The following is a 14,128-nucleotide window of genomic DNA, read 5'->3' on the forward strand; positions in this document are numbered from 1 at the left end:
GATTGAGTCTCAGCCCTAGATGGGACCATTGTAACTTTCGGTGAGGATCTCTGCGAGAGGATGCGCGTGCGCGGCGGATGCCAGTACTTGCGGCTAAGGGTGCATCTGCAGGGAAGGGCACGCGATCTATTCAGCACTGATATCGCAGCTGGTGACTGGCGCCTCACGACCGCTACAAGCGTGACCGAGACAACCGAGTTTCGCTTTAATGAGAGGCGTAGTTATCCCGACGCGGTCGCCCGCCGGATTGGCGAAGGAGTATTTGCGGTCGCGAGGATTCACTACTTCCTAATCCGCGATCTAGAGCAGCAGCTCACCGGCCAGCATAGCCCGCTTCGCAATGTCCGTCGCCTCGAACCATCCTTATGGGCGCCCTACCTGCAAGGGGAACCAACACGCGAGGGCACTTGGCGCGCGCCTGGCAAGGTTATTAACCGCTTGGCGATCTATCATTGGTCAAAAAAGTTCGAAAGTGACGACGATCAGCCATCATTCACCGCCTTCGCTAGCTTTCGGATGGCGCGTGTCCACCTTTCGATCTACGCTATTGCTATCATCCTTTTAGGCGCGATGGGAAGTCTGCTCGCGGCGCTGCTTACGTCTCGGCTCTCTGTACCTGTGAACGCCGCAGAAATGCGGGGTGAACTGCTAGCCATCGCTGCTGTGGCGGTCCTCATCGTCGTGTACTGGCTTACGGTGTCGGCGCCTTGGAACACTATTTCTGCACGAGTTCGTGCCTGGGCGCGCCAGTGTCTAGCGCGTGTTGGATCTTGGAGACGATCGAAATCCTAAGTGGCTGAGAGCCAAGGCTGATTGGGCTTCATTGGCCTGACGTCTTAGGGGCGAGACAGGTCACCGCCGCTAGGAGGCCGCGTAACTTAGGTTTCTGCGTGATTTGTCGCGCGATCCGATCGCCAAAGCGGCCATCGAGTGTCAGCCCGTAGCCGCCCGAACGGAAGCGCAGGTGGCCAGACATATCTGCGAGCTTTTCAAAGATCGGTCGAAAGCCGTTACCGTGGCCTGAGTCACGCGCAAAGCGCGAAACTCCGGCCTCGACCATGGCAAGTAACGCCGCGCCATCGTCACTCAGGTTCGCATGGTCTGGGTTACGGGTCAGGCTGCGGAGTGCGCCGACGCCAGTGTCCGCCACGACAAATTCGAAGCGGCCAGCCTCGGCGGAGAACATGGCTACGCCGCTGCCGATCGCCTCAGAATGATCGACTACATTGCCAATGAGTTCGCCCAAGGCGGCGATAAGAAGTGCTGGCTTAACAAAGCCGGCATTAAGAGCCGCCTTATGCGCATCAATCTTGAAGCCGTTGAGCACCGCTTCACTCGCCAGTCCTGAGCCAAGGATCAAGCCGCACCGGCCATCGGGGGCCAGCCATTGCTGCTGCTTGCTCGCCAGCGCGGATAGAATCGGCGCAAGCGAGCCGCGTTCAAGCCAAACCTGCCGATGCAAATCACCGATTGAAATCCCGGACTCCAAGTGTGCAAGCTCGACGGCCGGTCCCAGCGTTTCCGCCCGGAAAACAGCTCCGCCGAGCTGCGGCACGCTGCCGCGCTGTCGTGCGCGGCCGAGACCATCGACAACGCGATAGTCGAAGCGCGGAGCCAAGAGGTCAGGCTGCAAGCTTGAACTTCGGCAATAGGGTCTCGAACCAGTCACGCGAAACACAAATGTTGGCGGCGAGCAAAGCGTCTAGCCTTTCATTGGCGGTGGTCATTTGCTTTTTCCAGCGACGCTGTCCCTCATTGTCGACCCAAGCGACCTCGCGATGCTGAGCCTTCTCGAAGGGCGACGTATCGATGAATATGATGTCATAATAGTCCGCCAGCAATCCTACCACTGGGAGCCCGCCCCTCAGGACAAGGCCAAGCCGTCGGCCCACATTCTGCGCGAGGTCGATCAGCCAAGCAGCGTGCTGCATCATGCGGTTTGGAGTCTTGCCGCAGGTCGTGAATTCGTAAGCGATGTGTGTAACCTCGGGATGCGCGACGATGTAGTCCGTCCAGCGCATGAAATCGCATTCCGTTCGGCCATTCACATGAAGGGCTGCTGGCTGCCCCTCGGACACGATCTCGTGAAAGCAGATCGCGATCCGCCGCATGGCATGGAGGTCGTCCCAGCGCGGGCGATCAACCATCAGACTGAAGTTGGGAACCGTAACCATCGACACCCCCAAGCGCCGGAAGTTCGCAACTGCCTTGAGGCGACCGCGCCGCTCAAGTCGCCACCAGCCTTCGACTTCCTTGTCCTGCGCCACGCCGGACAGGAGGATGTCCGTACCGGGATCGATCTTAAAAATTTCCGCAATGCTCTCGCGCGTGTCGAACCGGCAGTCGGCGAAACGATTGAAAAAACGATACAATGGCACAGCGACAGCGCTTACCGGCACCGGCGCTGCAAGCGCACTGCCATGGAAGAGCATGGTGAGATGGTGGGGCAGATCGGGGCGTGCGAGCGGTGCAGCCAAAGGCGTTTCGAGAGAAAGCCCACGCACTTCTCGAATGCGATCGGCGAACGTCAATGCATGAGGACATACGGCCGGACATACATCGGGCTTGCCGCAGCAATGGTCTAGGCAGTTGAAGCCGGGCCCAATAATGGTCTGTCCGCCACAGGTTGCTTGGTCGGGACAACCAACGCATCCCAACGACATGGCGGCGCCAGGCTTACTCCAGTAACTCTTGAACGCTCGCTCTTGTCGGGACATTTTACTGAACCTCTAGCTAAACGAAACCTCGAAAACGCCACTGATTGGATCGGTTGCAACAATGTCAGCGCGGGCGATGTTGCACCCTAGTGAAATTGACTGAATAAGAGCCTGGCTGGGGCTGCAAACCTCGAGCACGGCCGAAACGCCACGGCGTCCGATCAACCTGCCGCCTTCCATCCGTACTGCGACCGTGTCACCGATCATAAGTTTGGCATCGCCAAGCGCTTCGGCTTCGTAGCGACTGGCAGCATGGTCCGGCGTCTTGTTGAAGAGGTCGGGCGTATTGGCCTCAACCGCCGCCTTGTCCCAGCACTTTTCGAAGGTCTTTCTCGTCTTTTCTTTGAAATCAGCTCCCATCCTCACTCTCCGCAAATATCGGCCTGTAAGTCTTGGTACGCCCACGCGACTGTTCACATAGCAAACCCATGCTCGACAATGAAGCCAAGCGGTTGTTCCAAGCCGTCGCCTTGACTTGGCTATTTTCAATTTCCATCAATCGAACAGCCGTAGTTTCACCTTCGCGATTGACGAGATCAAAGGTCAACTGCTGCATAGGATCGAGTTTGCCGACGTACCGGCAGCGCAGCAACGTCCCGTCATCACCGACGACACAGACCATAAGCACATCGCCGCGCGGATGGACGAGTTCGACAAGCTCATCGATCACGTCATTATTGGCATTGGCAACTGCGGGATAGAAGTTCGATTTGCGGCCGCGCACGAATGTGCGGAAAGCAAGCACTGACTCCCGCAGATAGCTAGCGGTCGCGACCTCGATTCGACTGAAATCGAGAAATAGAGGTTCGGGCATCGCGGGTTCCTCGCCGAGCGCCTCAATTAGCCGTACATAAAGCTGCCGTCCGCTCGGCGCCCCTGAGAGGATCGTTACACCAGCAAGTTCAGCAATATCGAAAATCATAACCCTCAATCTCATTCTCTATACGTGAGATATGTGATATGAGTGGGATAGTCAAGCTTAGTCCAAAGCTTAATCAGCAGGTGTCACAACCGGTCGGTTCTGACGCTGCAGACTAGATCACGCTTTTCTGCGGGTTGCAGAGTGTCAGAATCCTGTGTCAGAACGCGGCTATGCAAATCGGCTATGCGCGGGTGTCCCGCGGTGATCATCAGGACCTGGCTGCCCAGCTTGCGGCGCTGACTGCGGCGGGATGCGAACCCATCTTTCGGGAAGAGGCCTCGGGCGGCCAGGCCGAGCGGCCCGAGCTGGCGAAAGCGATCAAGAATCTGCAGCCTGGCGACGTGCTGGTGGTGTGGAAGCTCGACCGGCTGTCGCGCTCACTACGCGATCTTCTCTTCACTTTGGAGGCAGTTACCGCGGCGGGCGCCGGCTTCCGATCGCTGACCGAGGCCGTGGACACTACGACGGCTGCAGGTCGGTTGATGACGCAGACCTTAGGCGCCTTTGCCGAGTTCGAGCGGGCTATGATCCGCGAGCGGACAATGAACGGGTTGGCGCATGCCCGCAAAGCTGGTCGCCACTTGGGGCGACGGCCGAGCCTCACTGGCCAGCAGCGCGCCGAGATCATCGCCAAGGCGGAATCTGGTCAGGGATCGCCTTCGCAGCTCGCCAGCCTGTTCCGTGTGTCGCGCTCGACCGTGCAGCGTGTTCTTCGCGAGCATCGCAACCGTTCGGCTGCAGCATGAGCCTCGCTCCCGCGCTTCCGCACGCCCTGTCCGCAGACCTTGAAGCACAGCGCTATGAGCTGGCCCGCGCACGCCAACTTGCGCGGGCATGGGCGGAGACGCTGCCTGAACCGCGGCGTCGCGACATGGCGGCGCTGTTCACACGCATCGCGATCGACACCTACCAGGCGGAGGCTCGGCCTCGCGCCAAGCTCAGCGCCCCATTTGCACAGCCTTATGGTCGGCTCGATCGCACCGTTGCCGAGCTGGCGCAGGTGGTGGGCCGGGAAGCGGCACCGCTGCCGGTCACAGAAGCAGCGTATTTCCTGACCGGCCTCTACACGGCCTTGCTTCATGCCCGCGAGCGTGGTGCGCTCGGCGCCTTCTACACTCCGCCGGCGCTTGCGAACCGGCTGCTCGACATGGCCGAGGAGCAGGGGATCGACTGGACCCGCGCCCGTGTGCTCGACCCGGCGAGCGGTGGAGGTGCATTCCTGCTGCCTGCAGCCGAACGGATGGTTGCCGCCCTTCCAGCGGCCGAACCGGCCATCGTCCTCCGGCAGATCGGTACACGTCTGGTCGGGCTGGAGCTGGACCCCTACGCGGCAGGCTTCGGTCAAAACGCGGTCGAGCTGCTGCTGGCGGACGTGACCGCGGCTGCAGGTCGGCCAGCTCCCGTCATCGTGCGCGTCGCGGACACGCTGGAGGAGGCACCTGCAGCCCACTTTGACCTGGTAATCGGTAATCCGCCCTATGGCCGCATCACCCTCACTCCCGAGCAGCGCCAGCGGTTTGCACGCAGCCTCTACGGCCATGCCAACCTCTATGGGGTGTTCACCGACATTGCCGTTCGCTGGGCCAAGAAAGGCGGCACGATCGCCTATCTGACCCCGACCAGCTTCCTTTCCGGCAGCTATTATTCCGCACTGCGAGAGCTGATCGCCAAGGAGGCGCCCCCGGTTGTGATCGACTTCGTGCACGCGCGCCGCGGCGTGTTTGAGGACGTGCTGCAGGAGACGCTACTCGCCGCCTACAAGCGTGGCGCCAAGCCCGGCCGCGCCCAGGTCCATTATGTGGAGGTGGCGAACGAGCGTGAGGCGCGTGTTATCCGCAACGGCACGATCGGCCTCCCCTTCCCCGCCTCGCAGCCGTGGCTGGCCCCCCGTGAGCCGCGCCACAGCGCCCTGATCGCTGCGGCCGAGGCGATGCCGGCGCGGCTTGCCGATTGGGGCTACAGCGTGTCGACCGGCCCCTTGGTGTGGAACCGCTACAAGGATCAGATGCGCCTTCGCCCCGCCCGCGGTGTGCATCCGCTGATATGGGCGGAGGCGGTATCGGCGGATGGCCGGTTCGCGTTCCGGGCCGAGAAGCGCAATCATGCGCCCTACTTCAAGATCGAGCGTAGCGACGCCTGGCTGCTGGTCGAGGAGGCGTGCGTGCTCGTCCAGCGCACCACCGCCAAGGAGCAGGCACGGCGGCTGATCGCAGCCGAGCTGCCGGCCGAGTTCATCGCCCAGCATGGCGGAGTGGTGGTCGAGAACCACCTGAACATGGTGCGGCCCACTGCCCGGCCGGCAGTATCGCCAGCGACGGTTGCGGTGGTATTAAACAGCCGGATCGTCGACCAGCTCTTCCGCTGCATCAACGGTAGCGTTGCGGTCTCGGCATTCGAGATGGAGGCGCTTCCCCTCCCCTCGCCCGATGCAATGCAAGGGGTGGAGGCGCTGGTCGCGCGGGGGGCTGGCAGCGCCGAAATCGAGGGCGAGCTGGCGCGGCTCTACGGGCAGGTGGTGGCATGATGCCGCTGCTCAACCGCGAGGAGGTTCATGCCCGGCTGCAGGTCATCTTCCCCGATGGCGCGCCCAATCGCGCCTATCTGACCCGCATGCTGGCGGCGAGCACGGTGTTTGTCGCCCTCTATGTGGACGCGATCGAGGGCAGCGGCACGTATCTCGGCCCCAAGCACGTCTACCGCATGACCAACGAGCAGGCGGCGCAGGTCGATGACGCGAGCCGTGCCGCCTACTCGGCCGGCGTGCTGCGTACTGGCGCCCAGATCGAGGGGCGGCGCTGGTATCAGGACAACACGCGCGAGCCGATCCGCGACGAGACGCTGCGCGAGGGGCTGGTGGCGATCGGCGCCGTGACCGAGCGCACAGACCTCGCCACTACGTCGAGCAAGCCGCGCTATGCATTGAAGGCGAGCTTCGCCGCCTTGTTCGACCCTGCCCTCACCGGCGAAACGCTGCAGACCCGCATCGCAGCATGGCAGGCCGAGGCCCTGAACAAGGGGGCGCTTGCCCGCTTGGCGATCGTGCGCCGTGGTGCCGGCGTCAGCACCGATCAGGTGCTCGTCACCTTCCCGAACGGCGAGACCCGCCGGATGAAGCCCGGCCCCAGCTCGGAGATTACCAAGGCTGTAATGGAGGTGTTCGCGCCCACCTTCCTTGCGGACCCGGCGGTGGTGTTCCTTAGCGAGAGCGGGAACAAGGTAGTGGCGCGCGACGATGAGCTGGCGCGGTCGATTGGCCTCGCCATCCAGGCGGACAAGAACCTGCCCGATACGATCCTGGTCGACCTTGGTCCGGCGCACCCGTTGCTGGTGTTCGTGGAGGTGGTCGCGACCGATGGACCGATTAGCCAGCGCCGCAAGGAGGCGTTGGAGGAGTTGGTTGCTGAGGCGGGCTTCCCGGCCGAGCACGTCGCGTTCGTGACCGCCTACCTCGATCGCAGCGCCGGGCCGTTCAAGAAGACGGTCGATAGCCTCGCATGGGGCAGCTACGCTTGGTTCGCGGCCGAGCCAGAACGGCTGGTGGTTTTCAGCGAAACATCAGGTGGACTGCGCGGCCGACCTTAAGCGGGAGGCATCGAGGCCCAAAAAACTTTCGCAAATTTGGCTCGAAATGAATGCCCGCGTGATTTTCACCTCAATATGAAAAGGCGCGAGTGATTTATTGAGGATCAATGATCGTAGATGAGCTTCAGAGCATGACTCACTGAAGCTCAGATGACCATTGGTGAAGCCGGAGCTAAGCGGGCATAGGACGACTACCCCTGCCGCAGCAGAGGCAGTCCGGCCTTCCCGCTTATCAGTTGACCCTTGGAGCCAGCCATCGCGTTACGGGCGCATCCGGTCTGAGACAGCCGGATACTCAGCAGTTGCTTACGAGGCCGTCTCGCCTCGCCGATCCCCGCTCTGCCTTTCGGACTCGGGCGCTGCTTTGATCGGACCCCTTCTGGTAACAGCTTGTGACCGCGCCGCCAGAGTTTCGAGCCAACCCAGCGCAGCCGGCAGACGATCCTAGACAGGCTAGGACGTTTCCGCTGTACGACACATATCAGGAACGGCTGTGTTGAACAAGTAGAGAACGCTGTTTTCTATGAATGGGTTACGGTCGTTGTGGAAGCAGCGCGAGGACCGATTGCTTGTTGTCCATCCAAGTCGCGGCCGTCTGACTGCGCCAAGCGATCATATCGTGGATGCGCTGGTAATCGTCGGCGATATTGCGAGTGAAGATTGGCTCGTGATGCGCGATCCGATTGCGCAGCGCACGAATGATACGCAGATCGGCGTAGGCCGTGGCCCGGCACTGTGCGATCGACTGTCCCGCGGGAGATCCGGGAAAATAGGTGCGGAAATGCGCATTCCAGATGCGACTATCCTGGCCGGCGGTGAATACCCTCTCCCAGAAGGCAAATTTAAGCTCGGCTACGATCTTACCTGTCGTCGGAAGCCGCGCGGCACAGGCCGTTAGATCGGAGGCTGGATCGTAGTCTGTCCGTCGTTTTGGGCGTGGAAGGCTCCGGATAAAGCCGTTGTTTCGGGGCCAGTTCATTCCGTGGACGGCTTCGATTGCTTCGGCGATGCCGTTGCGTACCGCGACCTCGCAGACTTGTAGCGGAACGATCAGGGCTGAAGACAGATCGAGGTTCCATTCGTACAGAGCGAGTGCCCTCTCCCGGTCGTTCCCCGTCGCCTGCAGGTAGGTTGCGAACCGGGGAGCGGAGATGACGTCAGGAAGCTCCTGCAGCTCGGCATGGGAGAAGGGCAAGGTTGAAGCCTTTTCAAGAGAACCTTGACATTATCGCCTGCAGGGCTATCTGAAAATCTCCGGCTTTGAGAACGCGGGCGCAAGCCTCCCCTCATCGTCAAAGGAACCTTCAAGGCCCGCCTCTGGCGGGCCTTTTCCGTTTGGGCTTCTTTTTTCCGCCCTTCCGCAGCAGATTTTTGCGACACGGACCTGCTCGCAAAACCCCGCTCCTTCTGCGTGTCGCAAAGCTTAGGATATCAGCGACACTGCCACGTTCCTGAAACGTCATCGTCGTGTGCTCGTTTCGGAAAAGTACAATCGGGAACAGATGTCAGGAATTGTGCCTGCCGGTGCGGCAATCCGCCCTTCCCCCTTTGCTCCCACGACACCGCCTGGTCGCGTCAGATGCGCTTCGACATGAGAGGGAGTTAGCAGGTGAGCGAGAGCATCGCTCGATAGTCCCCCCCCATCGTCGTCAGGTGTCCATATGAAACACGCGCGCATCCAGCAGCGGGACTTCTTTGATCCTGCCCCCGACCTCAACATAGAGCCGCTAAACGCGGCCGAGATGGAGGCGCCGCGTGGCGAACCGATCGCCATCCCTTGCGGCTTCATGACGAAGACCAACGAGCGATGCCAGCGACTGGCAAACAGGCCCGTCATGCTGGAGGGGCATCAGATGACGTGTAGAAGCCGTCCTATGCTGTTCTGCGACCCTGCCTGCTACAATGCCTCCAAGCGGGCCGACGAGATTATCGCGGATCCGTCCGCTTAATTGATGCAAACGGCCCCCTCCCCCAGCGCCGACATGCGGATATTGTGACAATCTCTTCGGAGCGTGGCCGCCCGCCAGCTCGGTCGAGCCGTGCCGCATCTGCAGGAGGCCGATGATGTTTGTGCCGATCCCATGGAGCCGACCTCGCCGTCTCTTGATGCCCGGTCTCCTGAATGCTGGCGCGTCGCTTTACGGGATCGCGACGGACTGTCTGGTGGCTGCCTTCGCCATATCGCCATCATCGGGTCGGGAATTTGTGAAGGCCTTCACCCTCATGCTGTTCGTTATAGGGTCTGTCCTGGCTGTCGACGGGATATTGGCAGTACGTACCGGGATCGATCGCACCTGGCCGTTCGGCTCGCGTGCTGGGCGTCGGGAAGATCCTCGCGTCTGCCGCCGCCTTGATGTTGGTCATCTTCAGCCTACTGGTCTAAGTATCCCATGCGCGCGATCATGCACCTGCGCACCTGCGCACCTGCGCACCTATGCACAGGTGCGCTCTCGCACATTCGCGGCATTGCGACTGCGCTTCTATGCACCTACGCCCCTGTGCATCAATGCACATATCATTGGGCGCGTCTCCGAGATTGAGCGCACGCTCGGCCCTAGCCTGCGAGGGGCGCGGATGCCCTTTCCCCAATGCGCTAGCTAGATCGGCCGCTCCCTCTTCACCCCCCCCTTTGATTTTGAAGATCGTGCGAAAGCGTTATGCTGCACACCCTGCGCTGAAATGATGTACCTGTGCACCGGTGCACACCCGCGATAATGCGATATCGCAATCGACGTAGAAGTGTTTCACTCGGCAGGGGCCCGACCGACAAACGACAGGTTGCTGGCGCAGACCCTGCGAGACGGAGCAAAGGGGCAGCGGCGGGCGGATGCACTGTTGCGATAATGCACCATCGCAGGTGTGCACAGGTGCGATGGTGCGTCGTCGCAACATCGTGTTGCGCGATGGGGTGAGGCATCGGTGATCGGTTGCTCGTGGCGCGGGTAGCTGATGAACGTCGAAGGCGAGGATCTCACCGAGAATTGCTAGAGAAAATCCTGACGGAGAGCCTGACGCCACCAGCTAAACGAAGCAGGGCAGGGCAAACGCGTGCGAGACCTACCCCAGGAACCAGTCAGTTCACCGATGCAGCACCACCATGCTGTGAGCCGAGCTGGCCTGCGCTGCGATGTTGGCACTATCGAGCAAGGTCATTCAGCCACACTGACCGAAAGTCGCGCACCTGTGCGAAAGTGCACCTGCGCACATCCGCACACGTGCGTTTTCGCGCTTGTGCGTTACCACGACTATGTGCATACATACCGACGCAATCGCGCACGTGTGCACAGTCGCGACAGTGCATAGGGGAAAGCGAGGAGATCAAGGTGAAGACAGTGGCTCTCATTGCGCAGAAGGGCGGGGTCGGAAAGACGACGCTCGCGATCCACCTCGCGACAGCCTTCGCAGCTACCGGTAAGAACACCTTGCTGCTCGACCTCGATCCACAGGCCAGCGCGGCCGAATGGAAGGATCATCGCGCGAACGAGACTCCAGCAGTGCTGTCGATCCAGCCATCCAGGCTGGCTAAGGTTCTCGAGGAAGCGCAGTCGATGGGTGCCGACGTGGTAATCCTTGATACGGCCCCGCACAGCGAGAGTACCGCTCTTGAGGCGGCAAAGGCGGCAGACCTGATACTCGTACCGTGTCAGCCCACGATCATGGATCTCAGGGCAATGTCGAAGACGGTCGAGCTACTGAAACTGGTTGGCAAAACGGCGTTCGCAGTCCTCAACGGCGTGCCTCACCAGGGCACCGGTGGCCAGGAGGCGGCCGAGACGATCGTTTCTTCATTCGGCCTTCAGGTCGCAGACCAGTCGTTCGGGGATCGCGTCGCTTTCAGCCGCTGTATGATCTCGGGCCAAGCGGCGCAGGAGGTCGAGCCAAACGGAAAGGCTGCCGCAGAGGTGACCGCCTTGTTTGACTGGGTAGTCGCACATCTGCACAATCGCACACGTGCACCTGCGAAGCACAAGGAGAAGGGTGAGGCAGCATGACTAAAAAGGTTGGCTTCGCGGCAGGCCTCGGAAAGCTGGGAGAGATTGGTGGCAAGGCTGCGCCAGCGCCGTCGACTACCGTTCGACCGGCCGAGACGGGGCAGGGGGGCGGGCCTGCGCGGGCGGCGCGGGGCGCTCAGCGAAACGGCAAGGTGAACATCGCTGGCTACTTCGATCCCGCGGTTCGTAAGCAGCTTGCGATGCTGGCGGTCGAGCACGACACCGACCAGGTCAAGCTCATGGCGGAAGCCCTGAATCTACTGTTTGAAAAGTACGGGCGGTCGCCGATCGCCTCCGCTTGAAATGCCCCCGTCGTCAGTTGCGGCGAGGTTGAACGCGGGCTAGAGGACCGTGTGCAGGAGCAGACGGCGATGATGCCGTTTGAGCCGAAGCCGACAGGGTGCTACGGCGAGGCATGGCTTACGCTTCCGTAATCCAGACCCCCTTTACCGACCGCTCCACCGACACAGCCTCTCGCGTTTTCAAAAGCACGAAGAAGGGGAGCCGAGTGGGCCGGGACTGGCCAAAATCGTCAGAAACAGGGCCTCTAAAGCCTGTTTTCGGGTCAAATTTCGTGCTTTCGGAAACGCCAGCGGCCGGATTTTCGTGCTTTCAAAAACGCAAGAACGTCGGAAGCGAATTATCAAAAACACGAGAGCGTCGAGGTCGCTCGGGATCGCTGCTGAACCCGATCCACTCCCCTCGGCGAATGCGGAGATAGATGAAGGTAAGCTGACCATGGCAGAGCAAGAACAGGGCGAGCTTTTCCTGCTTGATAGCCCTCTCCACGGCCCAGTCCGCGGGGAGCGGTCACTCATGGCCTGGCCGTTCTTCGCATTGGCGAAAAAGGCATGGATGCAACCGCTCACCTATAAAAAGGGCGACGTGTCGATCGAGGTGGGACCGGGGCCGAAAGGGGTGGCCACGATCTATGATAAGGAGATCCTCCTCTACATCGCCAGCCTAATGGTCGCCAAGGTCGAGGCCGGCAAGCACATTGGCCAAGAGTTCAGCTTCACTGCGAATGACCTATTCAGCGTTACAGGCGCCAACAAATCCGCCCGCTCTTATAGGCGCTTATCTGAAGCACTCGAGAGACTTCAAGGTACGCAGATCAAAACGAATATCGAAGCTGGCGGGGAAGGCGAAGAGGGCTTCTTCTCATGGCTGCAAGAGGCAAAGCTGCAATACATCAAGGGTGACGGTGGCGAGAAACGTTTGAAGGCAGTCAAGGTCCGCCTTTGCGACTGGTTGTATCGGGCGATCATGGTCGATCGCCAAGTCTTGGAATACGCATCAACGTACTTCCAGCTCGGTCCAGTCGAACGTCGCCTCTATGAGGTCGCACGCTCCTTGTGCGCCGACGGCCAAACAACCATCCCGCTGGAAGATTTGCGGCTTCAAATGGGCTATCAAGGCTCGCCGCGTCAGTTCAAGTTTGCGCTCACCAAAACTATCGAAGAGGATCCGATCCCTGGTTTCCAATTTGAGATCGAGGACCAAGGTCTCAGCACGTTGACAGCAGCGGGGCGGACAGTCCGGGAATACACTGTCAAAATAATTCCAGAGAGCACGCCCAAGCGTCGCGCGTCATAGGCGCTCCCGATTCGAGGAGGGCCGACGCGAGCGCCCTTGTTCGGCCTTCTCGTGTTTTCAAAAGCACGAATTATTGTCCCGTGGCGCGGGAGGGGGCTGCCCACGTGTTTTCAAAAGCACGAATATTAGTCGCCTAATGTTGTCGAAAGCACGAATCACGCATGTTTCGCGAATGGCCGTGGTACGCCACTATGCGGCCGCCTAGGTCGCAGTCCGCGGCCTGGAAAAATTGGGAATGGCTGTGACCACATAAACGAATGCCCGGCACGAGGCCGGGCACCCTGAGACCGCTATGTCCGATGCCGGCAAGCATCGAAAGAGCCGTTGAACGCTCAAGACATACTGGTTTCTGAGCTTCGGTTCAAGGGTTGCGCGCTTCGCGCCATGGGTGAGTTTTGCCCCGGTCCCGGCCCAATGCGAGGGCAGGAAATTGGCTGCAATAACAATGGCAGAGGCGGCTCTGGCCGTGCTCGGCGGTGCCCGCTTCAAGCGGAAGCCCTCGCGATCTGGCGCAACCCACCGCACTGGGGCGCCCGTGCGGCGCGACAGCATCGAGGCTGGTACGTTCGAAGACGCCTTCTTTTCGCGTCCCGGCAAGGGGGAGACCGATCGGATCTACAAGCGCGCTGCGGCGCTCAGCGCCGGACGGGCGAACCTGCGCGCAAGGATCGCGCACGAAGAGCGAGAGCCGACACCGCGGGAGGCCGCTATCCTGCGCTTCAGCCGTAACACGCTGGCGGTCCTCGAGGCATTGCTCAGGATCGCGCGAGTCCAAGCAGGCCGTGTGTACCCCACCCTCGACTATCTGGCCGAGACTGTCGGTATCGGACGCCGCACCGTCATCCGTGCACTCGCGCTTCTGACCGAACTCGGCTTCGTTCTTGCCCAGCGTCGCTTCAAACGCGTCGAGATCGACGGCGTTGGACCACGCTATAAGCAAACCAGCAATGCGTACCGCATGCTTATGCCGGCCTGGATCGAGGCTTACCTTCCGCGCTGGCTGCGCCCGGCTCCTTTGCCTGCGGACGTCGTCCAGCAGGAAGCTGAGCGGATCGAGCAGACGGCCGCGATGCTCAGCTCACTGTCGCGTCGGGAATATGCGTTGGCGACGGTCGACGGCCAACTAGGCAAGGTTCTCGCGCGCCTTGGCGCCGCGATCGATGCCAAAGAGAGCGAGTGCCAACCTGGCTCGCAACCGCTCCTAAACTCATATATCATTAGCTCAGAAAGGCTTGGCCTCGCCGGCCAAGACGTTCACGCCTGACGGCGAGAGTGCCGGAACCACAACGCACATCTCAACCAAGACCCAAAGACGGGCT

At 60.9% G+C, this 14,128-nt stretch carries 14 protein-coding genes; 9 read left to right on the forward strand and 5 right to left on the reverse strand.

The genetic code is table 11. From position 1 onward, the window contains the following. Positions 1–180 precede the first annotated feature (180 nt). Complete coding sequence (locus SB4_RS19735) at positions 181–792, forward strand: hypothetical protein (protein WP_153006256.1); 612 nt, start codon at positions 181–183, stop codon at positions 790–792. Between the two features lie 28 nt (positions 793–820). On the opposite strand, the gene SB4_RS15270 is transcribed toward SB4_RS19735, so the two are convergent. The 4 genes from SB4_RS15270 to SB4_RS19740 all read right to left on the reverse strand — a co-directional run bounded on the left by SB4_RS15270 (position 821) and on the right by SB4_RS19740 (position 3,639). After that, the gene (locus SB4_RS15270) at positions 821–1,633 is read right to left on the reverse strand and encodes an ATP-binding protein (protein ID WP_058753254.1); all 813 of its coding nucleotides are present in this window, start codon (positions 1,631–1,633) and stop codon (positions 821–823) included. Next, positions 1,623–2,531 carry a hypothetical protein gene (locus SB4_RS15275; RefSeq protein ID WP_153006257.1) on the reverse strand — a complete coding sequence of 303 codons (909 nt, stop codon included), beginning with the start codon at positions 2,529–2,531 and terminating at the stop codon, positions 1,623–1,625. Before SB4_RS15275 ends, SB4_RS15270 begins: the two co-directional genes overlap by 11 nt. A 198-nt stretch (positions 2,532–2,729) precedes the next feature. Beyond that, positions 2,730–3,077, reverse strand: coding sequence for a hypothetical protein (locus SB4_RS15280; protein WP_058753256.1), 348 nt, complete (start codon positions 3,075–3,077; stop codon positions 2,730–2,732). Further along, positions 3,067–3,639, reverse strand: a complete 573-nt coding sequence (locus tag SB4_RS19740; RefSeq protein WP_153006258.1) for a hypothetical protein — start codon at positions 3,637–3,639, stop codon at positions 3,067–3,069. The genes SB4_RS15280 and SB4_RS19740 overlap by 11 nt, the downstream gene beginning before the upstream one ends. Positions 3,640–3,809: 170 nt before the next feature. Between SB4_RS19740 and SB4_RS15290 the strand changes: the two genes are divergently transcribed. Genes SB4_RS15290 through SB4_RS15300 form a run of 3 tightly spaced genes read left to right on the forward strand, consistent with a single transcriptional unit; the run spans position 3,810 to position 7,221 of the window. Then, complete coding sequence (locus tag SB4_RS15290) at positions 3,810–4,385, forward strand: recombinase family protein (RefSeq protein ID WP_058753258.1); 576 nt, start codon at positions 3,810–3,812, stop codon at positions 4,383–4,385. Next, a complete protein-coding gene (locus SB4_RS15295; protein ID WP_058753259.1) occupies positions 4,382–6,163 on the forward strand; it encodes an Eco57I restriction-modification methylase domain-containing protein in 1,782 nt (593 codons plus the stop codon). Before SB4_RS15290 ends, SB4_RS15295 begins: the two co-directional genes overlap by 4 nt. After that, positions 6,160–7,221, forward strand: coding sequence for a BsuBI/PstI family type II restriction endonuclease (locus SB4_RS15300; RefSeq protein ID WP_058753260.1), 1,062 nt, complete (start codon positions 6,160–6,162; stop codon positions 7,219–7,221). The genes SB4_RS15295 and SB4_RS15300 overlap by 4 nt, the downstream gene beginning before the upstream one ends. Positions 7,222–7,753: 532 nt before the next feature. On the opposite strand, the gene SB4_RS15305 is transcribed toward SB4_RS15300, so the two are convergent. Then, the gene (locus SB4_RS15305) at positions 7,754–8,416 is read right to left on the reverse strand and encodes a hypothetical protein (protein WP_082670208.1); all 663 of its coding nucleotides are present in this window, start codon (positions 8,414–8,416) and stop codon (positions 7,754–7,756) included. Positions 8,417–8,882: 466 nt separating this feature from the next. Between SB4_RS15305 and SB4_RS15310 the strand changes: the two genes are divergently transcribed. The 5 genes from SB4_RS15310 to SB4_RS15330 all read left to right on the forward strand — a co-directional run bounded on the left by SB4_RS15310 (position 8,883) and on the right by SB4_RS15330 (position 14,073). After that, entirely contained in the window at positions 8,883–9,170 is a 288-nt protein-coding gene (locus tag SB4_RS15310) for a hypothetical protein (RefSeq protein ID WP_058753261.1), read from the forward strand. Between the two features lie 1,374 nt (positions 9,171–10,544). Beyond that, complete coding sequence (parA, locus tag SB4_RS15315; RefSeq protein WP_082670209.1) at positions 10,545–11,213, forward strand: ParA family partition ATPase; 669 nt, start codon at positions 10,545–10,547, stop codon at positions 11,211–11,213. Next, a complete protein-coding gene (locus SB4_RS15320; protein ID WP_058753262.1) occupies positions 11,210–11,515 on the forward strand; it encodes a ribbon-helix-helix domain-containing protein in 306 nt (101 codons plus the stop codon). The genes parA and SB4_RS15320 overlap by 4 nt, the downstream gene beginning before the upstream one ends. Positions 11,516–12,029: 514 nt before the next feature. Next, positions 12,030–12,809 carry a replication initiator protein A gene (locus SB4_RS15325; protein WP_420893899.1) on the forward strand — a complete coding sequence of 260 codons (780 nt, stop codon included), beginning with the start codon at positions 12,030–12,032 and terminating at the stop codon, positions 12,807–12,809. 535 nt (positions 12,810–13,344) lie between these two features. Continuing rightward, entirely contained in the window at positions 13,345–14,073 is a 729-nt protein-coding gene (locus tag SB4_RS15330; RefSeq protein ID WP_193753840.1) for a helix-turn-helix domain-containing protein, read from the forward strand. The last annotated feature ends 55 nt before the right edge of the window (positions 14,074–14,128 follow it).

Origin of the sequence: Sphingomonas sanguinis (assembly GCF_001476905.1) — a bacterium.
GTDB classification, from domain to species: domain Bacteria; phylum Pseudomonadota; class Alphaproteobacteria; order Sphingomonadales; family Sphingomonadaceae; genus Sphingomonas; species Sphingomonas sanguinis_B.

Coding starts and splice junctions, on each gene's coding strand:
- SB4_RS15300 (WP_058753260.1), top strand. CDS start 6,160: ATGATGCCGCTGCTCAACCGCGAGGAGGTTCATGCCCGGCTGCAGGTC.
- SB4_RS15290 (WP_058753258.1), top strand. CDS start 3,810: ATGCAAATCGGCTATGCGCGGGTGTCCCGCGGTGATCATCAGGACCTG.
- SB4_RS15320 (WP_058753262.1), top strand. CDS start 11,210: ATGACTAAAAAGGTTGGCTTCGCGGCAGGCCTCGGAAAGCTGGGAGAG.
- SB4_RS15295 (WP_058753259.1), top strand. CDS start 4,382: ATGAGCCTCGCTCCCGCGCTTCCGCACGCCCTGTCCGCAGACCTTGAA.
- SB4_RS19740 (WP_153006258.1), bottom strand. CDS start 3,639: ATGATTTTCGATATTGCTGAACTTGCTGGTGTAACGATCCTCTCAGGG.
- SB4_RS15325 (WP_420893899.1), top strand. CDS start 12,030: ATGGCCTGGCCGTTCTTCGCATTGGCGAAAAAGGCATGGATGCAACCG.
- SB4_RS15280 (WP_058753256.1), bottom strand. CDS start 3,077: ATGGGAGCTGATTTCAAAGAAAAGACGAGAAAGACCTTCGAAAAGTGC.
- SB4_RS15310 (WP_058753261.1), top strand. CDS start 8,883: ATGAAACACGCGCGCATCCAGCAGCGGGACTTCTTTGATCCTGCCCCC.